Below are 25,777 nucleotides of genomic sequence, written 5' to 3' on the forward strand. Positions count from 1 at the left end.
CCTACTTCCGACACTTCTCGCAAGCACACGGCTGCTCGCACGTCTTGCAAGTCGGCGCCACGCACCGCATGCAGTGCCCGTTGCAGCAACCTTCGCAGCAGAGCTTCGGCTCAAACCCGCACTCCGCCGCCAGCGCCGCTTGGGCCTTCTTGAGCGTCACCTCCGCCGTCTTCAGCGACGCGACCTGCTGCACTAGCTCTCCCTCGGCCTCATACAGCCGGCCGCGGGCGGCGCTGATCGCGAAGATCGGCGTATCGTCGGCGTCGCGGCGGGCGACCAGCGCGTCGACGTTTTTCTGTCGTGCTTCGACGGCGCTGCGAGCGAGTGCTACGCGCTGCTGCTGCATCACGATCTGATAAACAGCGCCTTTGATCTCCGCCGTCGCGAGTTGCTCCGTATCCGCATGCAGCATCGAAAGCTGCCGGCATCGCACGTCGACTTCATGGTCGTTGCACTTTACGCACCGCAGCTTGTGGACGATCCCATCCATCGGTTCGACCGAGCCGAGCGTCGCGTCCGCCACGCCGAGCACGCCGCGGGCGACGCGAATGGTCGACTTTTCCAAGTTGCAGAGCACCAACTCGAGCCCGCGCAAATCAAACCGGTTCGGCAATCCCGCCGCCAACTCCGCATCGGCGTCGAGCGGCGCCAGGTTCGGTTCCCAATCCGCCTGCGGCCAGAAGAAGTTTGCTTCCGAGACCGGGCAGCCGAGAAGCTTTTGCAGCTGGCCGTTGAGTTGGACCCGTGCAAAGTCAAGCTGCAGCCGTTGGTCTTCCAGCGTCGTCAGCCTCGCGTCGATCTCGTCGCGATCGACTTCCGCCGGCAAGCCTTGCTCGCGCAGCTTGTCGAGCCGATCGCGGGTCCGCGTTGTTTCTTGCGTCGCTTGTTCGAGGTAATGCTTGCGAGCTTCGATCGCCGCGAGCTGGTAGAACGCCTCAAGCGCCGAAGCCGCCGCCTTATTCCGCTCGTCGGCGGCGTGAAGTTCCAGCAGGTCGCGTTGCAGGCAAACGTTCTCTGCCACGATCTTCGAGTCGCACTCGATGATGACGCCCGCCCAGTGCTCTTCGAGTTTCACCAGATTGGCGATCGTCGCGTTCGTCGCCGCACGGCACTGCGCGTCGGAGGCGGTGAGCAACTCGTACGTTTCGCCGGGGCTCGGCAGCGTTTGCAGATTGCACTCGACGACGCTGCAGTCGGGCGTCAGCTCCCGCAAGTTCGGCGGCAGCGTCTCGCCGGTCGTCTCTTTGAAATTGCACGCCACGTGCGGCGTCGCCGGAATGCAGCACCGCGACGAGCAGCGGCAACCGAGCGCCGCGGCCAGCAGGGCAACTCCGAAAGTGGCGAGTGACTTCAGCGGCATGGCATTCGATCGAGGGGGCGAAGACGCACGTCTCCCCTCATATCGAGTGCCGCTCGTACGACCCCTAGCAGCTAGCACTATTTTGCCGCAGGCGCCGTTCAGGCCGAGTTTGCGGAATGATCATGTGGCGCCGATCGCGCAGAGACGGAGCGGAGTAGCCGCGGGTCAACGACCCGCCGGAGCATCACGCCAGCCCCCGCCCCACCACAACGCCCATTTAGCCGCGGTCGTAAGACCGCGCGTCCCCTCCGGCTCGCCCTCGCTACCTGCCATCCTGGCAGCCATCCCCCACGCAACCCACGGCCCACCAGTCTCCCCTCGCCAAAACGGCAGCCACGCCAATTTGCATTGCTTAATCGTAACTCACTATACAGAAACAGCTTACGGCAATTCGGCAGATTGGCGCAGCGCTTGCTCACGAACCCCTCGCCAGCGGAGAGGCTGCGCATGCGGTCGCGATTCCACCCTTTCGCACCCCCGGCCCCTCCCCCAGCCGCCGCCCATTCGTCACACTGATGGGCTGCGCGAGACAAGCCCGCAGCCGTTAAGGCCGCGGCTCGCCGATACACCGCATTCAAATCCCCGCATTCAGCCCGTCACGGGTCGCCGCGGGAAGTTCGCACACAGGCATTTCACACACGCATCGGAGGTTCGTATCCATGGCAACCGCCACGAAGAAGAAGGCTAAGGTCACGCTGCAACCCCTCGGCGATAAGGTCGTCGTCGAGCGCGAAGAATCGCAGACCAAGACCGCCGGCGGCATCGTCCTGCCCGATTCGGCCAAGGACAAGCCGAGCCGCGGCACGATCATCGCCATCGGCACCGGCAAGCTTCTCGACGACGGCACCCGCGGCAGCCTCCAAGTGAAAAAGGGCGACCGCGTCCTCTTCACCAGCTACGCCCCCGAAACGATCACGATCGATGACGAGGAATTCCTCCTCATGAGCGAGAGCGACATTCTCGCCGTGATCGAGTAGTTGCGAAGCGACTAGGGTTCGGGGTTCAGGGTTCAGTAACGCAATTCGCTGAACCCCGAACCCTGAACCCTGGCGTCATCCGCAGCGATTCACGTGAGCAATCAAAGCCGCGCAGCCGCGGCATTCAATTAACAACGCACTCTACCGGAGCCACCAATGGCCAAAATGATCGCCTTCGACCAGGAAGCTCGCGACGCAATGCGTCGCGGCGTCCAGAAGCTTGCCCGCGCCGTCAAGATCACGCTCGGTCCCAAGGGCCGCAACGTCATCCTGCAGAAGTCGTTCGGCTCGCCGACCGTCACCAAGGACGGCGTCAGCGTCGCCAAGGAAATTGAACTGGAAGACGCCTACGAAAACATGGGCGCCCAGATGGTCAAGGAAGTCGCCAGCAAGACGAGCGACGTCGCGGGCGACGGCACCACCACCGCCACCGTGCTCGCCGAAGCGATCTTCAACGAAGGCCTCCGCGCCGTCGTCGCCGGCGTCAACCCGGTCCACATGAAGCAAGGCATCGAGAAAGCGGTCGCTGATATCACCGCCGAACTCAAGAAGATGTCGATCAAGATCAAGTCGTCGCAAGAGATGGCTCAGGTCGGCACCGTCGCCAGCAACGGCGACACCGAAATCGGCAAGATGCTCGCCGAAGCGATGGAGAAGGTCGGCAAGGACGGCGTCATCACCGTCGACGAAGGCAAGTCGCTCGCCACCGAAGTCGAGTGGGTCGAAGGCATGCAGTTCGACCGCGGCTACCTCAGCCCCTACTTCGTCTCGAACCCCACCAGCATGACCTGCGAACTGGACGACGCGTACGTCCTCGTTCACGAAAAGAAGATCTCGAGCGTCAAGGACCTCGTCCCGGTCCTCGAAGCCGTCGTCAACGCCGGCAAGCCGCTCCTGATCGTCGCTGAAGACATCGACGGCGAAGCCCTCGCCACGCTGGTCATCAACAAGCTCCGCGGCACGTTCAACGTCGTCGCCGTGAAGGCCCCTGGCTTCGGCGATCGTCGCAAGGCGATGCTCGAAGACATCGCCGTCCTCACCGGCGGCCAGGCGATCTTCGACGACCTCGGCATCAAGCTCGACTCGATCGGCCTCGCCGAACTCGGTCGCGCGAAGAAGGTGATCGTCGACAAGGACAACACGACGATCATCGAAGGCGCCGGCAAGAGCGGCGACATCAAGGGTCGCATCGACCAGATCCGTCGCGAGATCGAAAACACCACCAGCGACTACGATCGTGAGAAGCTCGAAGAGCGTCTCGCGAAGCTCGCCGGCGGCGTGGCCAAGGTCAACGTCGGCGCCGCGACCGAAAGCGAAATGAAGGAGAAGAAGGCCCGCGTCGAAGACGCCCTTCACGCCACCCGCGCGGCGGTCGAAGAAGGCATTCTCCCCGGCGGCGGCGTCGCTCTCCTGCGTGCCAGCAGCAAGGTGAAGCCGGCCGATCTGAGCCAAGACCAAGAGACGGGCTACAAGATCGTCGTCCGCGCGTGCCGCGCTCCGCTCACCGCGATCGCGAACAACGCCGGCCAAGACGGCGGCATTGTCTGCGAAAAGGTGATCGCTGCGAAGAACAACGAAGGCTACAACGCCGCGACCGACGTCTACGAAGACCTGGTCAAGGCGGGCGTCATCGACCCGACGAAGGTGACCCGCACCGCGCTGCAAAACGCCTCGAGCGTCGCAACGCTGCTGCTCACCTCGGACGCCCTCATCGCCGAAGCCCCGAAAAAGGGCGGCAAGGCGACCGCCAGCGCCCCGGGCATGGACGACATGTATTAAAAGACTTGGGACGCCAAGCGGAAAAGCCGCGACCGCCGGTCGCGGTCCCCCCGAAGCGTCCTCCATTAAAAAAGCGAGCCGCCGGGTTCACCCCGGCGGTCTGCAACCAACAACGAAATAGCCCCCGACCGCAAGGTCGGGGGCTATTTTTATGGGAATTTGTAAACCCTGTACAATGAGCAATCGTGTTCGATCGTCCGCCGGCAATCCTCCACGTAAATCGCGCCTCATGCTCACTCGCGGACAACGTCGTTGGCCTCAATTCCCTGTAGCAATCTCGCGCATCACTTGGATCATTTTCGCTCTGCTACTTGCCATCAGCGGCCTTCAGGTAACGTTCTATGTCATCGCCGGCAGCATTCTCAATTTGCCGATTGCCGTCGCGTTGATTGCCACCAGCATCGGCGTCGTCCTCTGCCGGCCCTGGGCGTATCGTATTGCTTTCGCGTATCCATTAGTCACGATCGTTGCTGTTCTTACTCATCCGCTCGTGGCAGGGCGCGACACATCGTTGAGGTTTATCAAGTGGCTTGTACGCCTATTCGAAGCCTTGCCGCTCGGGCTCATCGCTGACGAAGTCGCTCGCTATTTCAGTTGGTGGGGTGTTCCAGGCGTCGCCAGTGCGACCGCATTCTTGCTTGTTGTTCTTGCATTGCTGAATTCTTCCGAGCGGCGTCTTGCGTTGCCTCGTGGCGGCGCGGCGGAAGTCGAAGTCTCTCGTGATCGAGAACACAAGCTGTCTACACTAAAGTGGATTGCCCGAGCTTGCGGTCTGGCAATCCTCGTCCCCATTGGTTGCGTGGCTATCGTTGCGATTGGCGATCCCCCCGGTTCGTCCCCTGGCGGCTTCGGCGGCGGCTACCGCACGTTTTTCGCCGCTATCATCGCTGCTCCGATTATCCTCGCGGGCGCGATCGGTCTGGCGATCACCCTCGTAATGCGCCGCCGCCTCAAAGAACAACCCAGCATTTAACCCCCGCTCCTTCAAACCGGGGGCGAACCGCGTTGCCAAACGCGTAGTATCGCCCGCTCCCGCCACGTTGCCGACTTCCGGCATGACGTAGAGGTGCCGCCGCCATGGCGCTGGCGGTGAACGTTGCCTCGCGGGGGAATGGCGGCCGCGGTGCGGGATTCTCGGCGGGGATGAGATGGCCGGCCGCCGCGCCCCCCCGGTTTGAAGAACCGGGGGCTAAAACAACGCTTCCTGACGTCAGGGCGGGGTAATAAATGGCCACGGACGCGGCGGGAGGCCGGCGCGTTTGTTATGGCGCTCGACGTAACGTATGCGACCCCGCAATGACGCCTCGTCGAAACAATACCGCTTGTCGTAGCCCGCGGTCCAAATCGGCCGGCTCGGCCGTAACCCAAACCGCACCGCATCCTTGCCGCACTTTACCGCTGCCGGCACGTCGCACGGCTGCACGCCGATCACGACATGAAAGTGCCACGAGCCGACGTGTAATGCAAAGATCGGCGCCGCCAACCGCGTCACGAGCGATCGCCCCATCAGATCGCCCACCTCAAGTAGTTGCTCCGCCCCAAACACGAATGGCGGATGCTCCATCCGTTCGCGATCGGCGTCTTCAAGCCCAGGGCTGGGCGGCATCAGCTTTCCATCATCGATCCATCCGCGCCGATCCCCGCGCAGCCACGTTCCGTAAGTCGTCGCCGTGATCATGATGCCCAGCGTCGGCCGCATGTCGCGAAAATAACGACGGCATACACAAATGTAAACTAAAATCATCGCGTAGTGCGAAATCGCCGCTTAGCCCCCGGTTCTTCAAACCGGGGGCAAACCGCGCCGCCGCAAGCAACGCTTAGCCTCACGCACGGCCTAGCGAGCTTTGCGCCGGTAGTTCATGAAGCCCCCACAAACTTGCGTGACACGCGGAGTTCCATTCGGCCATCCAGCATGGCGGTGAACAACGGAGCAGCAACTCGGTTTGCCGACGACGCCTGGGGTGCGCGGCCGGCCGCCAAAGATGGGCTAACCCAACGGGGTCGGGGGCCTTTTGCCACTAGAGATTTTCCACTCAAGGCAATCTCGCCAGTGGCAAAGGCCCCCGAGCTCTTCCGCGCCAACAACAACAATCAAAAATCCCCGTGACAAATTAAAAGAGCCTCTTATGTCAAATCGAATCGATTCCAGCATCCCGGTCGTTGCCCCGCCCAGGCCTGCGTGTTAGCGTATGGGTTACGATTTCGACAGAAAGCCGGCAGCCGCACTGCTTGGCGTTCAACGAAAGCCATCAACGCCGACGCACTTCGAACTTTTCAACGCGGAGCATGCCTAATGATGCGGTCAGAATTCGGAGTTCTCATTAGCGGCGCAGCGCTGCTGTGCCTAAATTTCGGAATCACTGACGGCCAACGGGCCCACGCCGCCGGGCCGCCGCCGCAGTACAAATTGACGGTGCTCGCCCCGTTGCCGGGCTATCAAAATAGCAATGCCAGCGACATTACTAACGCTGGATTGGCGATCGGCGGCTCACACTCCCACCCGCAGTCTCAGTCGAATTATTGGCTGAGTGCATCTGCCGTCGCCTTCCCCACGGACCTCGGCGCCGCTGCCAGCGCTAACGAACTTGGCCAAATAGCGGGGAGCATTGGCAGTGGTGCAGGCACCCAACTGCACGCCGCCTACTACGACGGCTCGGTCGTCCACGATATTCACACGGCCCCCCTCTCATCGATTGGCAATTTCAGCATCGCCTTGTCGATCAACAATTCTGCCCAAATCGCCGGTTGGGCTGCCCCCGGACCTGCTTCCGATCGCTCGGCAGTGTTATGGAACGCCGGCGTTCCAATGCTGATCGGAACATTGGGAGGCAACGAATCCGCAGCGTTCGCGCTGAACAACGCCGGGCAGGTCACGGGATTTGCAGAAACGCCCAATCAGAACAATCGCGCCTTTCGCTGGACCGACCTCAACAACAATAACGCTTCCGATCCAGGCGAGATGGTGCAGTTGCCTGATCTGGGATTGAGCTCGGCCGGTAATGCGATCAACGACCTTGGCCAAGTCGCGGGGTGGGTTCTCAACGGCTCGTTCCAGCGGCAACCTGTCGTTTGGAACACCCCGAGCGCTTTCAGCCTCCTGCCGCTGCTCGCCGGCTACACCGACGGAGAGCCGTTTGCGATCAACAGCAGCGGCGTCGTCGTTGGTAAAACTGGCGGCGTCGCTACGCTGTGGCATGGCGGCCAAGCATACAACCTCAACGACCTGATCGAACCAGGCAGCGGATTCACGCTGATCGGAGCGAACTCGATCAATGACCAAGGTTGGATTGTCGGCGAATGCATCATCCCTGGAGTTTCGTCTTTCGGCTTCCTCTTGGTTCCCGTGCCAGAGCCGACGTCGGCAGTTATCGCCGTGTCGTGCTTGTTGAGCATGACGGTGCTCAACCGCCGTCGCTGATCGGCCGAATTAGATCGCGTGCCGCTTAGCTTCTGGTTGACAGGGGGCTGAGCGGGCAGGGGGGCGAAGCAGATAGTCGGGTAATTTCGAGCGTAGGCTCCAGCGACAGTTAAGTGGCTCAGTTAGCGATTGAAATGAAGCGGTGTATGTTGCTCAAGCGGGGACGGAAGCGGGCTGCGTGGTCCGCCTCTGCGTCCCCGCACGATTCGATCTAGCAATTTGTAGGAGGAGGCTTCCGATGAACGCCATTCGCTGCATCGCGTCGATCTTGTTCATTCCGCTCGCGGCCTCGTTGGCCCCTGCCGCCGTCACGCAGACGACCTACCGCATCAACCCTGGCGGGCAGTACGAATACAAACCTTCCCCCTGGGTCGGAATTCCCGGCGGCGCGCCGAGCCCGTTCGAACTCGACTTCGGCATCGGCGGCACGTTTACTTACGAGCTTGATACGACGGCCAAGACGGCGCGGCTGCTCAATCTCGACCTCACGCTTACCGGCAACGAAGCGATCCAAGCGGCCCCGCCGGCATTGACGCCCGTCACCGCAGATCTCGTCGAAGCGTGGCTCGGCAACCGGTTGTTCGTCGAAGATTTCATCGGCGGATTGCTTCACCTCAAATCGTCGGACTTCCCGAGCTTCAAACTCGCCGACAGCCTCAACGGCAACCTGGCGCTCCTCGGCGGGTACAACCACACCCCCGCCGACGGCGACGGCGTCTCTTTCAACTTTAGTGCCGTTGCGATCCCTGAACCGGCTGCCGCGACGCTGATGGCGGTTGCACTGGCCTTCGGGATCGTTCGCAATCGGCGCCGCTAGCCGATACGGTCGGCACGCCAAACGGGGTCGGGGACTTTTTGCCGCTGGTGGTTTTCTACTCAAGGCAATCTCGCCAGTGGCAAAAGGTTCCCGACCCCTTCAACGTCGCCACCCTCCACGGCGGGGTGGCCGAAAATAGCCCCGCCTCGCGCCTGGCCTAATCTGCTATGTTGCGCTCTGGCCGCCGCTGCGCGCCAATCGATAAGCGACGAGCGAATCAGCTAAACGCCGCGTGCATCCTGTCGGCATAGGGCTGCAGCCAGCGTTTCTCGTTTTCGTGTCGCATCGACCGCTTGGTGTCGCCTTTTACTGCTAATGTCGCGTCGGATTTCGACTTAAGTCGCTACCGTAAAACGAGTTGCGTAGTGTCGCCTAAAATACGATTTTCTCTTTATCACGATGCGACACGACACGACATACCATCCGCCTGAACCCTGAACCCTGAACCCTGAACCCTGAACCCTGAACCCTCTGACCGCCATGTTCACCCCCGCCTCCATCATCTACGCCTGGGACAACCAACTCGGCTACGCCCTCGCCCTGCTCGACGACCTCACCGACGAGCAATTCGTCCTCCGGCCGCAGGGGCGGATGAATCATCCGGCGTGGATCGTCGGCCACATCGCCGCATATCACCCGGTGATCATCCAGTTGCTCAAGGGGGAACCGGTCGTCGATCCGAAGGACGATCCGCTGTTTGGTTTCGCTGGCCATGGGCCGCTTGATGAGCTCGCCCCCTATGGCAGCAAGCGGGCGATGGTCGATCGCTTCGCCGCGGGGCACGAGGAAGTTGCTCAAGCCCTCCTCGCCGCGAAGCCGGAAGATTTCCAGCGGTCGCCTACGCTTGAGCGTTGGGCCAAACAATATCCGACCGTCGAGTTCATGCTCCCCGACCTGCTGCTCCATCACGAGTCGCTCCACATCGGCCAGATCAGCATCTGGCGCCGCGCAGCCGGTCTGCCTGCGGTAAAACTCCCGTCGCGACCCATTCGCCCAGGCCTCATCAAGTAGTCGAACGGCCGCACAAAGCCACCTTTTTTGCTACCCGCCTCAGTCAATTCTGCGCAATCTCCCGGATGAAGGACTCCGCCGCCTGCTGCAAACGAAACAGCTCAATTACACTCGCCTACCAGCGTCGCCTGACGAACACGTTTTCCTTATTGGTTGGTGAGCACCGTATCCATGTCTTCCATTGCTTCCACGCGGCATGATCGCCCAGCAATCCGTAAGCCGTTGATGTCTCACGCACCCGCCGCCGTTGGCATGCCTCTCTCCGCCGTCGACACGCCGGCGCTGCTCGTCGATCTCGATGCGTTCGAAGCGAACTTGCGGCAAATGCAGGAAGCGATCGCCGGCTTCGGCGTCCAACTTCGCGCCCACGCGAAGACTCACAAGTGCCCGACGATAGCGTTGGCTCAAATCGCCCACGGCGCCGTCGGCGTCTGTTGTCAAAAGGTGAGCGAGGCCGAAGCCCTCGTCGACGGCGGCGTCGAGGACGTGCTCATTTCGAACGAAGTCGTCGGCCCGACGAAGGTCGCTCGCGTTGCCGCACTGGCGCAGCGTTCAAAGCTTTCGATCTGCGTCGACGATGAGCAACAAATCACCGCCCTCGCCGATGCGATGAGCGCCGCCGGCAACGGTACGCTCGACGTGCTCGTGGAAATCGACGTCGGCGCCAAACGCTGCGGCGTACAGCCCGGGGCTGAAGCCGTCCGATTGGCCGAGCTAATCAGCGTCCAGCCGCAACTCCGCTTCGCGGGGCTGCAGGCGTACCATGGTTCGGCGCAGCATGTTCGCTCGCTCGACGAACGCCGCGCCGTCATCGCAAAAGCGGCGGAGCTGGCCGCATTCACTCGCGATTGCCTGCAAGCGGCCGGCATCGAGTGCCCGAAAATCACCGGCGCCGGCACGGGGACGTTTCTCTTCGAGGCGGGAAGCTCCGTCTACAACGAACTGCAGGCCGGATCGTACGTCTTCATGGACGCCGACTACGGTGCCAACGAGTGGAGCGACAGCTCGTTCCCGCGATTCAAGAATAGCCTCTTCGTGTGGACCACGGTGATGAGTCGCGTGCCGGGCGTGCGAGCGGTGGTCGACGCGGGCCTCAAGTCATCGAGCATCGACTCAGGCTTGCCGCTCCTCGCCGAGCAGACGAGCGCCGTCTACTCGAACATCTCCGACGAGCATGGCGTCATTCAGCTGAACGGCGCCCGCGACTACGAGCTGGGTGAGAAGTTGAAGCTGATCCCCGGCCACTGCGATCCGACGGTGAACATGCACGATCAACTGATCTGCTACCGCGGCGATCGCGTCGAAGCGATCTGGCCTGTCACGGCCCGCGGCTGCGCGTGGTAAGTATTTACGCAACAGCGCGTTTAGCCCGCGGTTCTTCAAACCGAGGGCCAAGCGCGCCGATTGATAGTCGACTGCATAATCGACAATCGTCACCGATTAAGTCCGCTTCCGCCCGCGGCCGCGTTGCGCCGCCGTATCGCTCGCCGGCGTCAGTTCAGCCGTCCCGCCGCCGCCCGGACGGCCGCCTGCCGCTCCGGTTCGCACCGGCACGCGAGCCGTCTTCCGCTTGCCGACCGAAGCGTTCTTCGTAACGACCTTCTTCTCCACGGCCGGCACCGCGACGTCGGGCACGCCCTTGCCGACGGTCGGTCGCTTGGCGGCCTTCTTGCTCGGCGGATTGGTCGCCTTCGCGCTCGGCTTCTTCACGGCTTTCTTCGGCGCGGGGGCCGGAGCCGCCTTGGCCGCAGCGGGCTTCGCGCTCTTGGCTTGCTTCTTGGCGCCCTTCTTCTTCACCGCTTTGACGGCCTTCTTAGCAGCCGCCTTCTTCGGCGCCGCTTTCTTTTTCGTAGCTTTTTTCTTTGCCATGGCCCACCTCACTCCATCGAGTTACTCGAATCCTCCCCAGCGCAACGTCGCGCCGCGATCTCGCTGAGTGTAGTCGACTCGTTACTCCTTGAAAAGAATTTGACGGCCGCTAACTGAAGACTCCCCAGCGACTGAGCGCCGTGGGCGCCGTTCACCAAGTGAACTCGGCGCCCACGAGCGCGCCGTTGTAGAACAAGCTGCCATCTGTATCGATCACGTTTTTGCTCGTCTCTTTCTTGCCAAGCAGCGCCGTGTTGCTCGCGAGCGCGACGCCGTCGAGCCACAGCAGCTGGTAGCCGCCGCGCAATGCGAAGTGAGGCGTGACCTGGTACGAGGCGACGAAGCTCAGATCGCCCACGAACGCCGCGTGGCTTGACGTGGCCCCGCCGTCGCTGTTTACCTCGTTGTCTTGGTTGATCGAATAGATACTGCTGTCGGCGCTGTTGCCGTAGAGGCCAGCTTTCACGATGCCGTTCACTGTCAGCGGCCCGCCGCGGTTCCACAACGCCACGTCGGCCCCGGTCTGGGCGCCGTACAGGTGGTTGTGCATGTTGTAGTTCTGGTCGATCACCGTCGGACTGGGATAGCCGACCGTGTAGGTGAGGTGATCGTTTAGCTCCACCCAGCGGAAGCCCGCCAGCCAAGTAACGCGCTGCGAGACCGGGTGCAGCCAGTTCAATTCGGTGCTGTGGACCGTCGACAGATAGTTCGCTGTCAGCGAGTTCGACGTATTGAATCCGAACGGATTGATTCTGAAGTTGCCCGGATCGCCGTAGTCGCGGTTCGCTTCGGCATCCAAAATGCCGAAGTAGCGGAGCTCCCACGCATTGCCGTTCGCGGTGCGGCGGACGATCGAGACGTCGGGACCGCCGGTCCAGTCGAACGCGAAGTCGGCGGTGTTGGAAATCGGGTCGTTGCCCGGATCGCTCTCTGCCAGCACTCCCGCATTCGGGCGTTCGCGTTTCATAATCACGGCGCCCGCCCGCACGGTCCACAAGCTGGGGCAGCCGCAGCCGAGGTCGAGTGAGACGTCCTCGCCGCAACCGACGCCGCTGCAGCATTCGTCGCTCGCGATCGAATCGCAAGCCGAGGTCAACTCGATGCCGTCGGCGATCGAGTCGCCCGTGCGGCGCTCAGCAGCCAGCGTTGTTCCGGCCGTCAAACCAAAGTAGCCAACAGCCATGGCGCGCAACAGCTTCGACATCGATTCCGCCTTTCGAGCCGAGAAGCCAACGCCTGGAATGGAAGCGGCGTCGGCGATCGTGGTGGGAACACTCGTGGCCGCTGCCGTCGCATTTGCGCGATCGTACAGGGGACATGCGAGCAGTGGCGTCACAACCGTCGCCAGTGGCATGTCAGTCACTAGTGTCGACGCCCGCAACCGCTGCACTTAACCACCGCCGAAGGCCTGCGCGATTTCACTCAGCTTTCGCAGTGAAATCAACGAGAGCGGCGCACTTTCACTCCAAGCAAAGAAAAAGGGCCTTCGGCAAAGAATTGCCGAAGGCCCTCGATGTCTCCGTACGAACGGTCGACTAACTCACATATTTCCAAACGTCTCGCCCCCGAATACGTGGTCGGGGACGAGACGGGCTCACCGTTCGCAACTGTTCAAGATCACCAAGTGAACTCGCCGCCGACCAAGGCGCCGTGATAGAACACGTCGCCCTTGGTGTCGATGACGTTCTGGTTCAGCGAGTTGAGCGTCAGCTGAGCCTGTTCGGCCGCCAACGCGACGCCGCTGACCCACAGCAGCTGATAACCGCCGCGGAGAGCGAAGTGCGGCGTCACTTGGTAGGCCGTCGTCAGGCCGATTTCGCCCACGAAAGCCACCGGATTGCTGTTGGCGCCGCCGTCGATCAGCGGGTTGCCGAGCACGTCAAACGTGAAGTCGTTATCTGCGTCGTTACCGTAGATGCCGGCCTTGAACAAACCGTTAATCGACAGCGGAGCGTTGAGCCGCCACAGGGCGAGATCGGCGCCGACTTGCGTGCCGTACAGGTGGTTGTCGGTGTTCCAGTTCACGCCCGTCAGATTCGGGACGATGAAGTCAACGTCGTAGGCGAGCTCTTCGTGCAGCTCAATGATGCGGAAACCAGCCAGCCACGTGACGCGATCCGAGCGTTGGTGGCGCCAGTTGATTTCCGTGCTGTTCAGCTTCGATTGGTAGTTCGCGTTGACGTCGAGCGTCAGCGGAATGTTGATCGGGCCGATTTGGATATCGCCCATCGCACCGTACTGGTGGAGCGAGTTCCACTCGAGTCCGCCGAGGAAGCGGGCTTCGATGCTGTTCGGGCCGTTGCCGAGGCGACGTTCGATCGAGACGTCCGGACCGCCGGCGTAGCCCATATCGAAGTCGTTGCCAGTCGAGATGTCGATCAGCCCGCCGAGCGGGCGGACGAGCGAGACGCCGTCAGGCCGGTTGCGGTTGAGAATCGCGGCGCCGGCGCGGACTTTCCACGTCGGAGCACAGAGCGAGCCGCACAAGTCGCCGCAGCCGTTGTCACAGCCGTCGGTGCACTCAGCGCTGTAAGCCGTTTCCGAAACGGCGCGATCATAGATGATCATCGACGATTGCGATGCTTCCGTCGACGCCGCCGAGTCGATCGACTCGGGATTGTGTAGCGCCGTCTCCAGCGGCGTCGCCGCCGCGGCGACGCTCGTCGCCATCGCTAGCGACGAAACGCCAATGATTTGTAATCCCGCCTTCATCTGCCCGACCTCCGTGTGAGCAATCGCATCTGCGACACCGGCGTCCTGCCAGCTAAATCGAGCGCGACTGTCGCATTCATCGACGGCGGCCGGGCGCTATCCGCGGGATTCTCCGATCGCTGGGCACGACTGGCGCCATCGGCAGGCTTCAGCCGATCGGCGGGCTTTGCCGAGGCGGTAAAGTCGATCAGCCGCAGAGAGCGAATGCCCCCGACTAGGGCGGCGACAGGTGGCAATCAGCGTGGGGATTGGTAAAGTTTGTCGATTGAGTTGCGATGACGGTCCGTGCGAGACCGTTCCCCGACGCCCAAATTGCGAGCCTTCAATGAATTCCGCCCAAGCTTTGCTGCTGATCGACTTGCAAAACGACTACTACCCGGGCGGGGCGTACGAGCTCGACCGCATCGGCGAGGCGAGCGCGAAGGCTGCGGAACTGCTCGATCGCTTTCGCAGTTCCGGCCAGCCGCTGATCCACATCCGCCACGAGTTTGCCTCGCCCGCCGCCCCGTTCTTCCGCCCAGGCAGCGCAGGGGCGGCCATTCACGAGAGCGTCAAGCCGCTGCCGGGCGAGACGGTCATCACGAAGCAGTACGTGAATTCGTTCCGCGAGACGGATCTCGAAGCACAGCTACGAGCGCTCGGCGTGAAGCAACTTGTGATCGCCGGAGCCATGAGCCACATGTGCATCCAAGGGGGAACGCGTGCGGCCGCGGATCTCGGCTACCAAGTGGAGGTGATCCACGACGCTTGTGCGACTCGCGAGCAGGAATTCGACGGCCGTCGGGTGACGGCCGCCGATGTTCATGCGGCGTCGATGAGTGCGCTGGGGTTCGCGTATGCGAAGGTGCTGGCGCTGAAGGATTGGAAGTAGCTACTCGCCTCGTGCGGTTTCGCTAGGCTCCCGAAAAATTGAATCCTGAGATCCCCTCCCCTTGAGGGGGAGGGTTAGGGAGGGGTGAAAGATGCGGGTACAAGCGTTCCACCCCCTCCCCAGCCCTCCCCTCAAGGAGGATTATGCAAGTGCCAGCAGTTCCGGTTGCCGGATTTTGATCCACCGGAGGCCGTTGAGAATGAATTTGGCTTGCACCCAATGTCGGACTCGGTGGAAGCGTCGCACCCAGGCTGGCAGCGGGGCTAAGACTCCTCCGGTGCTTGCCAAGACGCCGAACTGTCGCTCGATGGCGCCACGCTCGCGATAGAGCTCGCGGCCGAACGGCGTGGCCAACAGTTCGATCGATCGCAGGCGGCTCGGGCTTTGGCGACGATGGCCGAGGCCGTTGCGACCGCGACTGGGCGTCTTCTTGGCGACGAGTTGAAACCCGGCTTGCGCCGCCGCATCGTAGAGCCCGTTCGCGTCGTACTGCGTATCTCCCAGCAGATAACCGCCGCCTGGCAGTGATTCGAACAACTGACGCGCGACGGTCTTCTCGCTCACGTTCATCGGAGCGAGCGACCACGTCGTAAACAACGGCCCTCCATTCCACACGGCGTGCAGCTTGTAACCTTTCTGCTTCCCCTTCGCGCCGCGACCCCAGGCGGCGTCCCGGTCCTGACTGATCGGACTGACCGCCAAGGCCTTGCCGTCGATGATGTGGATCCACTGCCGCCCTAAACCAATTAAGATCAGCAGTTGCTGCTCTACCGCCGTCAACAACTCCACGGCGTCCGCCTGCTTCAGTCGTCGACTGAGCGTGCTCTGCGGCGGCAGTGGATCGAGCCGCAGATCAGCCGGCCACTCCTCGGCACACGCCGCCCAACTCGTCGGCCGATCGTGCACCACCGCCCAGAAGTAAACCGCCACAATCTCCGCCGTCGAGTACTTCCAACTTCCCCAACGCTTGTCCAATCCGCGCGCTAATAGGTAAAGTGCCAGCCAGAGTTCGCGTTCCATAAAACTCTCCTTGTCAGGGGTTTGCTACCGACAAGGTGGAACGCGGACTCCTTCTTTTCAAGACGCTGCTAGCAGTTGCATAATCCTCTCAAGGGGGAGGGAGCCACAACATTCATTGTGGCCGAAATTACACCTGGAGGGCGTCTCTCTTGCGGTCGTCTCACGCGAGGCGATGCGTACGTGAGTGGCGAGCGACCCCCGGGCGGAGCCCGGGGCTAGAGAGAGCGGCAACCGCGAGGCTGAGCAGCGCGAACGTTGCCGGCTCCGGCACGGCGGCAAGTGAACTTTGCGTCGCACCATTCGCCGTTGCGAGCGCCGCCGTGACGAGCGCATCGAGACTCTCCGCCGTCGGCACGACTTCGCCCGCTTGCCGCTGCCATGCCAAAAAGTCGGCGCCATCCGTGACGCCGTCACCATTCGCATCGCCCTGAGCGAGCGCATCCCCGACCGAGGTCTTGAGGCCGAAGCGGCTCGCCCACTTGGCGAGGTCGGCGTTGTCGACGCTTGAGTTGCCGTCGAAGTCGGCGAACGGCGTCCGGCGCGCGACCGCTTTCAACTCGTACTCAAAAAAGTCGGCGCTGTTCGGCGGGGCGGCGGTCGTTGCCTTCAAGTGAAGCCACGGCCCAATCTGCGCGGCATACAACTCAACGCTTGAGCCGTCGCCGGTCGTTCCGTCAAATCGATAGATATCGATCGGCGCCCTCACCGGAACTTTGTGGCCGACTAATCCTTCAAGGTTAAGCGTCTGATTCAGCGGCAACACGTAGGCGAGAATCGGGTGGCTCGCCCAGGCGTTGACGTCCGAGAACTTCGCGACGTACGCGGTCGGCCAGACGTCTGTCGGTCCGATCTCGACTTCAAAGTCGAACGTCCCCATCACGCGGTGATCGACGTCGAAGCCGCCGAACCCGCCATGTTGGTTCAATACGCTCAGCTTCGGTAGGAAGCGGTAGTGCTCCGTCGAAACCGTTTGAGCCGTCGCTGGCTCAGCGAGCAGAACCGCCAGCACTCCGCCGCACGCCAACAGCCATCCGAGCAAGCGCGTCATGGAACGCCTCCTTTTCCAGAAAAGCCCCTCACGCCCGGGAGTATATCGATGACTCCCGAGCGTTCGCAAAGGCTCTCGGTAAAGTTTGCGTGTTTCGCGAAGCGAGCGACGGAACGCGCAAATCTTGCTCCGCTGGCGTGACGCTCGTGGGGCCAATCGGCCAGTTCGTCGACCGCTAGTCGCGAACGATTACCTCGCCGCGACGCGTGACGACGACCTCGACCTGGTGGCCGGTAGAACGCCAAGTGTAAGTGGCGACGCGGCGACCGAATGCGCCGTTCCGCCAGCTGACGCATGGCGTCTCGTCGCATCCACCTGGCACGCAAACCGTCACGGGGAAGGCCGGGCAAGGATCGCACGGATCATCGACGCAGAGCGTGACTTTTACGGGCGGCAAGCAGCAGCCGGTGCTCGCGGACGCTTGCGGGGCGGCAACGATCGAACCGCCGACCATCAAGGCGAGGGCGACGGCAGTGTGAATGGTTCGTGACATGGTTTCTCTCTTCCGGCAAATGGTGAACGTCTTGTGAAAGTGCGGAGAGCAATCTCTCCCGCAGCGGCCGCAGCCGTCTGCCGCGGATAATAGCGGCGGGCGGCGGGAGATGTTACGCCGTTTCTTCCGATCGAATCGGCCGACGCCATCGCAGCCGACTACAAGCGGCCGGAACGCTAGCCGGGGCAATTGGCGGCTTGCTCGGCAGCTTGGTACAACGGACGCATGTCCCCCTCGATTTCCAGCCGCGATCTGCTGCTCTGCCTGCTCGTCAAACAGCGGGGCTGGATGTCGGACCAGGATATTGAGGGGGCGGTCGTCGAGTGGATCGGCAAAAACGAGCAACCGCTCCTCGCCGTGCTCGTCGCGCGGGGCGCCCTCACGCCGCAGCAGCGGGAGGAAGCTGAAAACCTCCTGGCGGCCAGCGCGACCGACACGGCCGTCGATCCCCGCACCTCGCGGTTGCGCGAGCTCCCTCCCGGCGTCCGCCGGCTGTTGGCGGGGCCTGCCTCCGATGTGGCGCTCGCGACCGACGTGGGATTCGAAACGCGCGCTGCCTCGCCGACCTCCCGTGCGGCGCCCGGCGCCTCACCCGCGACGCTCACGCCTGGCGAGCGATTCGACGTTCTGCAAGTCCACGCCCAGGGGGGCCTCGGCGTCGTTTTCCTCGCCCGCGATCACGAGATCGATCGCACGGTGGCGCTCAAGCAAATCAAATCGCAGTGGGCCGACGACGAAAGCTCGCGGGCCCGTTTTCTGCTCGAAGCCCGCATCACGGGCCGGCTCGAGCATCCTGGCATCGTCCCAATTTACGCCGTTGGCGCTGACGCGACCGGCCGCCCTTACTACGCGATGCGGTTGATTCGCGGTGAGAGTTTGCTGGAAGTGCTCGAACGGTTCCACGTCACCGAGGTCGGCGGCAAGCTGAACGAGCGCATGTCCGAAATCCGCAAGCTGTTGCAGCGGTTCGTCGACGTCTGCAACGCGGTCGACTATGCCCACAGTAAGGGGGTCATTCACCGCGACCTCAAGCCGTCGAACATCATGGTTGGCAAGTATGGGGAAACGCTCGTCGTCGACTGGGGGCTCGCCAAGGTGATCGGCTCCGACGAAGATGTCGCGCTGACCACCCGGATGGTCCGCCAGCCGGTGAGCGAAGGGGGCGCCACGTCGACGCAAGTCGGCATGACGATCGGCACGCCGGCTTATATGAGTCCCGAGCAGGCGGCGGGCCGGAACGACGAACTCGGCCCGGCGACCGACATCTACAGTCTAGGGGCGACGCTCTACCACATGCTGACGGGCCGGCTGCCGCATGCCGACGACGATGATCTGGGCGTCATGATCGCGAAGGCCGAGCATGGCCGCGTGATCCCCGTGCTGAGCCAGGCGCCGTGGCTGCCGCGGCCGCTCGCGTCGATTTGCATGAAAGCCCTCGATCTGGCTCCGGAGCGGCGGTACGTCTCGGCCCGCGCCTTGTCGGACGACATCGAGCGTTGGCTCGGCGACGAACCGGTGCGAGCCCACCGCGATCGCCTCAGCGAGCGGCTCTATCGTTGGTCGCGGCACAATCGCACGTTGGTGGTGTCGCTGTTCGTCGGCTACTTGGTGGCGACCGTGGCGATCATCATCGGCTCTGTCGGCTGGAGTTACCTCCGCGTGCAGAAGCAGGAGCGGCAACACCGCGCTGCGGAGTCGTCTGCCGCCGCGGCTGATTCAGCCGCAGCCGACGCTAGTTCGCCGGCGAGCAGCGAAGCCGACGCTAAGTAAAGCGGCACCCATCTTCCCGGCTGCAGGTTCGGGAACAGTGCTCGCCGTCGGTACGGCGGCGCTGGCGGCGGCCGCCTGCTGCCAGACGAGGAAATCAGCGCCATCAACCTTCCCGTCAGCATTCGCGTCGCCGTTGGCGGTACCTGCTGGAGCAGGGTTGCCGAAGCCAGCCTTCCAAACGGGCAGGTCGAGCGCGTTGACCGTGCCGTCGAGATTGAAGTCTGCTGGACTTGTGAGCTCCGCGCCCGTCACGATGAATCGCAGGTTGTTCGCCGAGCCGACGGTCCAATTGAACACATTCGGCACCGATTGCTCCCAGAAGATGTAGGAAGCTTGCGTCGTCGGCAAGATGTTCGGCTGCTGTACCGAAGACGCGACGCCGTTGCCGGTGGCTCCAAACTTGCCGGAACCAATGACGAGCGCGTAGGTTCCCGCTTGCAGCGTGACGGCGAGCGGAGCGTGAAATTCCGCGGTCGGTGCTGGCGGCAAGAAGGTCGTGCTCGCCTTGACGGTGCCGTCGGCGAACGGCGCTCCTTGCGGCAGCGCGTCGAGCGCGGTTAGCGAGACGATCGCAGCAAATAGTTCCCCGTTAAGGCCGCCGACATGCCCGCCGACTTCCGTCACAGCCATGGTCTTCGTGACGCGAAACCGCCAACCAATGTACTTGCTCGCGTTGATCGGCGTACCGCTCACTTGCCCGGCCGGCCCCATTTCCGCCGAGGCGAGCGTGATCGAGGCTCCCTGTGCCTGCACGGCGAGCGCCGCCACGCTGACGATCGCAACGCCGAACCAACGCAGGGGAATCGAGTGTAGGGGAGCGGCGTTCATGCTTGGCAACTCGGCGTCAGAATCCGTTTAGCGCACGCGAGCGTCGTACTCGCTGCGGATGGCGAGATGCAGTTCCCCGCCGGCAGAGTATTGAAAAATGCCGCCGGCGGTCCGCTCGATGCTCGACAGTTGCACCGGGCCGACCATCTTCACGGCCGTGAGGCGGCAGGTTTCCGTCTCTACCTCCATCTCGCCATTGAGGACGATCGACAGCGGCGATTCCCCATTGGGGCGCACTTCGATCGCCGCCTTGAAATGAGCGACGGGCGAGGGACGATCGGCGGTGGCGGGTTCGACGTTCTGCAGCGTCAACTCGAAGCGGTGGACCGTGCCGATCGGACCGTCGAAGCCGAGAAGCGACTGCACCACGTCGCGCGGTACGAGAATCCGCTGGCCGACCGTGATATGGCGTTCGATGAGTAAGCTGGCGAATGGGTTCGGTTTGCCGACGTTTTCGAGCGATTCGGCGACCAGGCGCGCCTCTTCATCCGGCGGCGCGGCGCCCTTGAGGTCGGTGATCGTCACGCGATCGCCCGCGCGCACCATCAGGTACGACTTTCCTTCAATAGGCTGCGTGACGAGTTCTTCGGGCTTCGCGCCTTCGGGCGACTGCCGGCGGCTCACGCCGAACGTCGCCTTGGCCTTCGCGGCGCGGCCATCGGCGACTTCGAGCACCTCGATCGTCCGCTGCTGCTCGCGCCGCATGCGGTTCTGGCTTTCGTGGGCCGTTTGCCCCGACTGAGTGATCGTGGTTGTTAGACCGAGGTCGACGTTGAGCGTTTGCGTCACGCGATCGCCAGCAATCGCTGGCGCCTGGCGGAAGCGTACGACGGCGCCCGTGGCGGTGGGAGCAACTGGCGCGACGGGGGGCGCCGGCTCGGCCACCGTGGGGACGGCGAACGCTGCAATCAGCAGCGGAACGACAAGCAGGTGACGGTGATGCATCGAATGGCTCGCAAACGGCGTGGACGTAGCGGTCGGGTTTGGGCCGGGATGATCGACGCCGCACGGCACCGGGTCAAGGTCAGCCTACGCCAGCAAGCGTTCCAGCGCCGCGACAGCCACGGGCCACGTCGCCGTCCGATCGAGCCAAGCCTGCCACCAGCCGAAGACGCGCTGCGGCGCGTCGTTCCGCAGTTCGCTGCTAAGTCCCCACGCCTCGAAGGCCGACGCGAGCGCCGGTTCGTCACACGTTGCTAGCTCAACTTCTTCAGCCGCCGCTAGCGTCGCCGGCGTCATCGCTACGGCAACTGCGAAGAGGGAGCGCCCAGGCGGCAGTACATCTGCGTAGCGCGGCAGATCGGCGTTGAGTTGAGCAAGTAGCCACGCGATCCGCAGCGGTTCCGGCAACTGTGGGTGTGGATGAACGAGTACCCCCTCAAGCGTCAGCCGATTCTGCCGCGGATGAGCGACGCCGCGCCCGCCGGCGTACGGCAACACGATGACAATCTCGGCGGCGCTCGGCACGATTGCCTCGTCGGTCAGCCGGCCGATTTCCCGCAGCATCCCGGGCCCGCGGGCTTCCCACTGTTCCCGCAGCGGCCGCACTCGCGCGGCGAGTTCTTCAGCGAGATTCGGCTGAGCGCGCCCGAGCGCGGCTTCTAACTCCCCAACGGCGCCAGCGATGCGTGTCGCTGCCGGGGAAGGAAGCGGCGCGGCGTGCAAACGAGCCGCGGCGCGTGCGACGAGTTCGCGGTTGTTGTCGATCTCCGCAGCCAGCGAGGTCATTTCCGCCAGCAATTCGGTGCGGGGGAGGCCTATGGCGTCGATTTCGGCGATCAGCGCGTCCGCTGGCGCTGCGATCGCTGCGGCTAGTGCGCCGTCGGCGGCCGCGACGCTATCGGCGCGGCACGCGGCGAGGTAGAGGGCCGTTGCCGCGGGGCTCGTTCTCCAGCGAAGTTCTTCGAGCATCTTTTCAGTCGCCGCCGGCATGCCGCGAAAAATGGCGCATAGTTGAATGAATGCGTAAGCAATCTGACGTAGGCAAGATACGCCGGAGAGCCGCCGCGGGGCGATAGCACTCGCCGCACCTCCAGCCGGCGCTGCGATTTCGGTGAAAGCTGCCCTCGCGGCGTTGGGGCGAGGTTGTTATTCTCCGCGCCCATTTCGGCCATGAAGAGTGGCCGCCCCTCCGCCATTGCCTCACCGCGAGACCAGCGCGATGACACTCCGCCGATTTTTCCTCGGAACGACGTTGACCCTTTCGCTAGCGGCCCCGGTAGGCGTCGCGCAAGGGCAGCAGTATCCGGGAACTCCCGTCAACGGCGGCCAGCCGGGAGTCGTCGGCGCGCCGATGCAGCAACCGGCGGGAACGATCAACCAAGTAGCGGCCGTCGGCGTCGGGCAACCTGGCGCTCAGGTGGGCGGCGTCCTGGGAGCGCCTGTTGCCGGGCCGAATGGCGGCGCACCCGTCGCCACAGCGCCGAATGGCGCACCGATGAACCTGCCGCCCGGCCCCCCGTTTATCCTGACGGAACTTGAGAAGGCTGAAGTCTTCCGCATTCTCGACATGTGGGAGAAGTCGAGCGCCGACGTGAAGACGTTCAATTCCTCGTTCGAGCGCTGGGAATATGATGCTGTGTTCGGCCCCGGCGCCGATATCCCGATGATCAAGGCGAAGGGAACGCTGTCGTTCTCGAAGCCCGACAAGGGAAGCTTCAAGATCGACTCGATCAGCCGGTGGGGCAAGAACGATCCGCAAAGCACCGATGTGAATGCGCCTGGCACTTGGGCTCCGAAGCCAGACGAAATCGGCGAGCACTGGGTCTGCGACGGCAAAGCTGTCTACGAATACAGCCACCGCGACAAGCAACTCAAGGTAACCAGCATTCCGGAAGAGATGCGTGGCACGAAGATCGTTGACGGCCCGCTGCCGTTCCTATTCGGCGCCGAAGCCAAGAAGTTGATGGATCGTTACTGGATCCGTCAGCGGGCCTCGGACCCCAGCATGATCTGGCTGGAAGCCCATCCGCGCTGGCCGGCCGACGCCCTGAACTACGACATGGTCGACGTGATGCTCGACCGCAAGACGATGCAGCCGAAGGCGATTCAAGTGAAGCTGCCAGGCGGCAAACAACGTCACGCCTACATGTTCACGGCGCCGAAGGTGAACGAGACGGGGCTTGGCGATTGGTTTCCGTCCCTCTTCACCGCCCCGCGGGTGCCGTTTGGCTGGACGCGGGTCGTGAACGAAGACGGCACTGCCGCTCCCGGCGGTGCCGCGCCTCAAGCCGCCAATCCGAATGGGACGCTGGAACTGAAGCGGTAGAGGATTGCTCCCGCTCTAGCCCCGGGCTCCGCCCGGGGGTGGCTTGCTATTCCGCTAAGCGTTGCGGTGCGTGACGCGACCCCCGAGCGAAGCCCGGGGCTAGCAATGCGGCGACGCGCCTCGTCGCCGGCGCCACCGTTACAACCAGCCGCTTCGGCAATCCGCTCGCGCCAACCGCCGCAACCGTCGCCGCCTCACCGAGCGGCGTGACATAGGCTTGCACTATGGTCCGGTCAGTCTGGGCCGCTCCTTCGCAGGTCCAGGTCTCGCCCCATGTCCGACGCCACGCCGGTCGCTTTGTTACCTCTCACCACCGGCGCCGACGACGAGCTTTGTCGCCCGTTCGAGCCAGCGGTTCTCGACGTCGACGCGGTCGAAGCAGTCGCCCCGCCACGACTGGTCCGCGTGCTCCATGTGATCAACGGCGAGCACTACTCTGGCGCCGAGCGCGTGCAAGACTTGCTCGCAGGCTACCTGCCCGACTGCGGCTATGAAGTTGGCTTTGCCTGCGTGAAGCCGAATCGTTTTCCCGAGGTTCGCAAATTTCGCGATGCGGCCCTTTACCCGATGCCGATGCGGAGTCGGCTCGATTTCAGCTGCGGCCGCAAGTTAGCCGCGCTGATTCGCGACGAAGGCTTTGCGCTCATCCACGCCCACACGCCGCGGTCGTTGATGGTCGCCGACCAGGCTGCGCGCCTCGCGAAGGTGCCGCTGATTTACCACGTCCACAGCCCCGCGGGTCGCGATTCCACGCGTTGGTTCCGCAACATGGCCAATGCTTGGCTTGAGCGGCACTCGGCCCACCGCGCCGCGCGCCTGATCGCCGTCTCGCCGAGCGTGCGACGCTACATGATCGAACAAGGGTTTCTGGCGAGTCACGTGATCTGCGTTCCCAACGGCGTGCCGACCATCGACGCATCGCCTCGCGCGCAGGCGCCGAAGAGCTGGACGCTCGGCATGACGGCGCTTTTCCGTCCGCGGAAAGGCGTCGAAATACTGCTCGAGGCCCTCAAGTTGGCCCGCCGAAGCGGCAGCAACGTCCGACTCCGCGCCATCGGGCCGTTCGAAACGCCAGCCTACGAGGCCGAGGTCCGCAGCCTCGCCACGCGACTCGGCCTTGATGACGCCATCGACTGGACCGGGTTCGTAACGAACGTCTCGGCTGAATTGGCGAAGATCGACGCTCTCGTGCTTCCGAGCCTGTTCGGCGAAGGATTGCCGATGGTCGTGCTCGAAGCGATGGCTGCCGGCTTGCCGGTGATCGCGAGCGACGTTGAAGGCGTTCCCGAGGCGGTCGTCGATCGCCAAGACGGCTTGCTCGTGCAACCTGGCGACGCGGCTTCGCTAGCGGCGGCGATCGACGAATTGGCGTCGGGGCTGATCGACTATCCGGCACTGAGCCGCAACGCGCAAGCGCGCCATGCCGAGTACTTCTCGGCCGAAGCGATGGCGGCCAACGTGGCCCGAGTTTACGACCAGGTTTTAGGCCGCTAATCGCCAATTTCTCGCGGCAAACCCTGATCGCAGCCCCTTGCCATTTGCTGGCGGCGCTGCGAAAGATGGGGGGCTAGTCGTGCGTCCATTCACCGCCACCCCGCATTGGCCCGCCATGTCTGCCGCGAACGAACCGATCGAAATCTCTGTCCCCGAGGTGAAGGCCCTCCGCGATGCGAGCGCAGACTTCCTGTTCATCGATTGCCGCGAGCCGAACGAGTACGAGATCGCCGCCATCGAGGGGGCACAATTGCTGCCGATGAGCACGCTCGCGGAGCGCGTCGGCGAATTGGCGGGGAACGAAGATCGCCGCGTCGTCATTCATTGCCATAAGGGGGGCCGCAGCTTGCGAGTTGCCAATTGGCTCCGCGAGCAAGGATTTACGCGAGCCCAATCGATGGCGGGCGGAATCGATCAGTGGGCGACCGACGTCGAACCCGGGATGGCGCGGTACTAAGGGGTTAGGTGGAAGGGTTCGGGGCTCAGAAAATGCGGGGAAAGAATCGAATTTTCTGAACCCTGAACCCCGGACGCTGAACCCTACGCAGCCCCCCTTGAATTAAACGGCTCGGTCTGCGATTGTTATCTGACCGTAGCTCGCCGGAGTGGCGGAATTGGCAGACGCGCATGGTTCAGGTCCATGTGCCCGCAAGGGCGTGGAGGTTCAAGTCCTCTCTCCGGTACTTTAGCTTTCGATCAGGCATTCTCGCCTGATCGGACTCTCCCAGGACGCAACGTATCTTGGCGTCCTTCAGGCAGAAAAGCCTGGCTTACGACAGCAGCGGGAAGAATCTTCCGCTCATCTTCTCCCCGCGGGGAATCGCATCGACTCCCTTGAGCAGCGGTTCGTCGGCATCAGACAGCGTTCCGTCGCGGAATAGGTTGATCACCACGGCTCGCCGCGGCCGTGGGCTACGGTTCTCGTAGCTGCCGTGGAGCATGAGCGGGTGATGGAAAACCGCCTCCCCCGCCTTCAGTTCGCACGGGACGGGGTTGAACTGAGCCCGCTGCTCCGGCGTGAGCACGGTGAGAATCGCGTCCA

24 protein-coding genes and 1 tRNA gene (1 of these 25 cut by a window edge) are annotated in these 25,777 nt (G+C 63.2%); 13 read left to right on the top strand and 12 right to left on the bottom strand.

Translation table 11 applies throughout. The features are described from left to right. Nucleotide 1 precedes the first annotated feature (1 nt). Complete coding sequence (locus tag ACQY7R_RS27910; protein WP_428308807.1) at nucleotides 2-1,360, bottom strand: TolC family protein; 1,359 nt, start codon at nucleotides 1,358-1,360, stop codon at nucleotides 2-4. Between the two features lie 659 nt (nucleotides 1,361-2,019). Here ACQY7R_RS27910 and ACQY7R_RS27915 point away from each other — a divergent pair. From ACQY7R_RS27915 to ACQY7R_RS27925, 3 genes are all read left to right on the top strand, one after another. Further along, nucleotides 2,020-2,337, top strand: a complete 318-nt coding sequence (locus tag ACQY7R_RS27915) for a co-chaperone GroES (RefSeq protein ID WP_145431987.1) — start codon at nucleotides 2,020-2,022, stop codon at nucleotides 2,335-2,337. A gap of 156 nt (nucleotides 2,338-2,493) precedes the next feature. Continuing rightward, nucleotides 2,494-4,116 (top strand): chaperonin GroEL, encoded by a 1,623-nt coding sequence (groL, locus tag ACQY7R_RS27920; protein ID WP_428308808.1) that lies wholly within the window; start codon nucleotides 2,494-2,496, stop codon nucleotides 4,114-4,116. A 151-nt stretch (nucleotides 4,117-4,267) separates the two neighbouring features. Continuing rightward, nucleotides 4,268-5,089, top strand: a complete 822-nt coding sequence (locus tag ACQY7R_RS27925) for a hypothetical protein (protein WP_428308809.1) — start codon at nucleotides 4,268-4,270, stop codon at nucleotides 5,087-5,089. 237 nt (nucleotides 5,090-5,326) lie between these two features. On the opposite strand, the gene ACQY7R_RS27930 is transcribed toward ACQY7R_RS27925, so the two are convergent. Then, complete coding sequence (locus ACQY7R_RS27930) at nucleotides 5,327-5,815, bottom strand: hypothetical protein (RefSeq protein WP_428308810.1); 489 nt, start codon at nucleotides 5,813-5,815, stop codon at nucleotides 5,327-5,329. Between the two features lie 594 nt (nucleotides 5,816-6,409). Here ACQY7R_RS27930 and ACQY7R_RS27935 point away from each other — a divergent pair. The 4 genes from ACQY7R_RS27935 (at nucleotide 6,410) to ACQY7R_RS27950 (ending at nucleotide 10,706) form a co-directional block, all read left to right on the top strand. Then, entirely contained in the window at nucleotides 6,410-7,534 is a 1,125-nt protein-coding gene (locus ACQY7R_RS27935; protein ID WP_428308811.1) for a hypothetical protein, read from the top strand. Between the two features lie 238 nt (nucleotides 7,535-7,772). Continuing rightward, on the top strand, nucleotides 7,773-8,351 hold the full coding sequence (locus ACQY7R_RS27940) for a hypothetical protein (RefSeq protein ID WP_428308812.1): 579 nt from the start codon (nucleotides 7,773-7,775) through the stop codon (nucleotides 8,349-8,351). A gap of 480 nt (nucleotides 8,352-8,831) precedes the next feature. Continuing rightward, the gene (locus ACQY7R_RS27945; RefSeq protein WP_428308813.1) at nucleotides 8,832-9,362 is read left to right on the top strand and encodes a DinB family protein; all 531 of its coding nucleotides are present in this window, start codon (nucleotides 8,832-8,834) and stop codon (nucleotides 9,360-9,362) included. A gap of 225 nt (nucleotides 9,363-9,587) precedes the next feature. Continuing rightward, the gene (locus ACQY7R_RS27950; RefSeq protein ID WP_428308814.1) at nucleotides 9,588-10,706 is read left to right on the top strand and encodes a DSD1 family PLP-dependent enzyme; all 1,119 of its coding nucleotides are present in this window, start codon (nucleotides 9,588-9,590) and stop codon (nucleotides 10,704-10,706) included. A 96-nt stretch (nucleotides 10,707-10,802) separates the two neighbouring features. Here the strand turns inward: ACQY7R_RS27950 and ACQY7R_RS27955 are convergent, their stop codons facing one another. From ACQY7R_RS27955 to ACQY7R_RS27965, 3 genes are all read right to left on the bottom strand, one after another. Then, nucleotides 10,803-11,231 (bottom strand): hypothetical protein, encoded by a 429-nt coding sequence (locus ACQY7R_RS27955; protein WP_428308815.1) that lies wholly within the window; start codon nucleotides 11,229-11,231, stop codon nucleotides 10,803-10,805. Between the two features lie 151 nt (nucleotides 11,232-11,382). Beyond that, nucleotides 11,383-12,435, bottom strand: coding sequence for a hypothetical protein (locus ACQY7R_RS27960; RefSeq protein WP_428308816.1), 1,053 nt, complete (start codon nucleotides 12,433-12,435; stop codon nucleotides 11,383-11,385). A 413-nt stretch (nucleotides 12,436-12,848) separates the two neighbouring features. Further along, nucleotides 12,849-13,943: a hypothetical protein gene (locus ACQY7R_RS27965; protein ID WP_428308817.1), complete on the bottom strand. Its 1,095-nt coding sequence runs from the start codon at nucleotides 13,941-13,943 to the stop codon at nucleotides 12,849-12,851. Nucleotides 13,944-14,268: 325 nt separating this feature from the next. Here ACQY7R_RS27965 and ACQY7R_RS27970 point away from each other — a divergent pair, with 325 nt between their 5' ends. Continuing rightward, nucleotides 14,269-14,814, top strand: coding sequence for a cysteine hydrolase family protein (locus tag ACQY7R_RS27970; protein ID WP_428308818.1), 546 nt, complete (start codon nucleotides 14,269-14,271; stop codon nucleotides 14,812-14,814). A 141-nt stretch (nucleotides 14,815-14,955) separates the two neighbouring features. On the opposite strand, the gene ACQY7R_RS27975 is transcribed toward ACQY7R_RS27970, so the two are convergent. The 3 genes from ACQY7R_RS27975 to ACQY7R_RS27985 all read right to left on the bottom strand — a co-directional run bounded on the left by ACQY7R_RS27975 (nucleotide 14,956) and on the right by ACQY7R_RS27985 (nucleotide 17,375). Then, entirely contained in the window at nucleotides 14,956-15,834 is an 879-nt protein-coding gene (locus ACQY7R_RS27975; RefSeq protein ID WP_428303583.1) for a transposase, read from the bottom strand. A 160-nt stretch (nucleotides 15,835-15,994) separates the two neighbouring features. Next, nucleotides 15,995-16,882 (bottom strand): hypothetical protein, encoded by an 888-nt coding sequence (locus tag ACQY7R_RS27980; RefSeq protein WP_428308819.1) that lies wholly within the window; start codon nucleotides 16,880-16,882, stop codon nucleotides 15,995-15,997. 175 nt (nucleotides 16,883-17,057) lie between these two features. Further along, nucleotides 17,058-17,375, bottom strand: coding sequence for a hypothetical protein (locus tag ACQY7R_RS27985; protein ID WP_428308820.1), 318 nt, complete (start codon nucleotides 17,373-17,375; stop codon nucleotides 17,058-17,060). Nucleotides 17,376-17,600: 225 nt separating this feature from the next. Between ACQY7R_RS27985 and ACQY7R_RS27990 the strand changes: the two genes are divergently transcribed. Next, nucleotides 17,601-19,145 carry a serine/threonine-protein kinase gene (locus tag ACQY7R_RS27990; RefSeq protein WP_428308821.1) on the top strand — a complete coding sequence of 515 codons (1,545 nt, stop codon included), beginning with the start codon at nucleotides 17,601-17,603 and terminating at the stop codon, nucleotides 19,143-19,145. On the opposite strand, the gene ACQY7R_RS27995 is transcribed toward ACQY7R_RS27990, so the two are convergent. The 3 genes from ACQY7R_RS27995 to ACQY7R_RS28005 all read right to left on the bottom strand — a co-directional run bounded on the left by ACQY7R_RS27995 (nucleotide 19,092) and on the right by ACQY7R_RS28005 (nucleotide 21,884). Beyond that, entirely contained in the window at nucleotides 19,092-19,973 is an 882-nt protein-coding gene (locus ACQY7R_RS27995; protein ID WP_428308822.1) for a dockerin type I domain-containing protein, read from the bottom strand. The genes ACQY7R_RS27990 and ACQY7R_RS27995 overlap by 54 nt on opposite strands. A gap of 27 nt (nucleotides 19,974-20,000) precedes the next feature. Beyond that, nucleotides 20,001-20,918: a hypothetical protein gene (locus ACQY7R_RS28000; protein WP_428308823.1), complete on the bottom strand. Its 918-nt coding sequence runs from the start codon at nucleotides 20,916-20,918 to the stop codon at nucleotides 20,001-20,003. Between the two features lie 84 nt (nucleotides 20,919-21,002). Next, the gene (locus tag ACQY7R_RS28005) at nucleotides 21,003-21,884 is read right to left on the bottom strand and encodes a hypothetical protein (protein ID WP_428308824.1); all 882 of its coding nucleotides are present in this window, start codon (nucleotides 21,882-21,884) and stop codon (nucleotides 21,003-21,005) included. A gap of 250 nt (nucleotides 21,885-22,134) precedes the next feature. On the opposite strand from ACQY7R_RS28005, the gene ACQY7R_RS28010 reads away from it, so the two are divergent. The 4 genes from ACQY7R_RS28010 (at nucleotide 22,135) to ACQY7R_RS28025 (ending at nucleotide 25,418) form a co-directional block, all read left to right on the top strand. Then, nucleotides 22,135-23,241: a TIGR03009 domain-containing protein gene (locus ACQY7R_RS28010; protein ID WP_428308825.1), complete on the top strand. Its 1,107-nt coding sequence runs from the start codon at nucleotides 22,135-22,137 to the stop codon at nucleotides 23,239-23,241. A 273-nt stretch (nucleotides 23,242-23,514) separates the two neighbouring features. After that, complete coding sequence (locus ACQY7R_RS28015; protein WP_428308826.1) at nucleotides 23,515-24,735, top strand: glycosyltransferase; 1,221 nt, start codon at nucleotides 23,515-23,517, stop codon at nucleotides 24,733-24,735. A gap of 115 nt (nucleotides 24,736-24,850) precedes the next feature. Next, nucleotides 24,851-25,192, top strand: coding sequence for a rhodanese-like domain-containing protein (locus tag ACQY7R_RS28020; RefSeq protein WP_428308827.1), 342 nt, complete (start codon nucleotides 24,851-24,853; stop codon nucleotides 25,190-25,192). A gap of 142 nt (nucleotides 25,193-25,334) precedes the next feature. Further along, nucleotides 25,335-25,418 (top strand) — tRNA-Leu (locus tag ACQY7R_RS28025). An 87-nt stretch (nucleotides 25,419-25,505) separates the two neighbouring features. On the opposite strand, the gene ACQY7R_RS28030 is transcribed toward ACQY7R_RS28025, so the two are convergent. Next, nucleotides 25,506-25,777, bottom strand: the final stretch of a protein-coding gene (locus ACQY7R_RS28030; RefSeq protein WP_428308828.1) for a phytanoyl-CoA dioxygenase family protein. The gene runs 592 nt beyond the window's last position; 272 of the gene's 864 nt are visible here — the last part of the coding sequence; its start codon lies off the right edge, out of view — the gene reads right to left on this strand; its stop codon occupies nucleotides 25,506-25,508.

This window comes from Lacipirellula sp. (assembly GCF_965279485.1).
In the GTDB taxonomy this organism is placed as follows: domain Bacteria; phylum Planctomycetota; class Planctomycetia; order Pirellulales; family Lacipirellulaceae; genus Lacipirellula.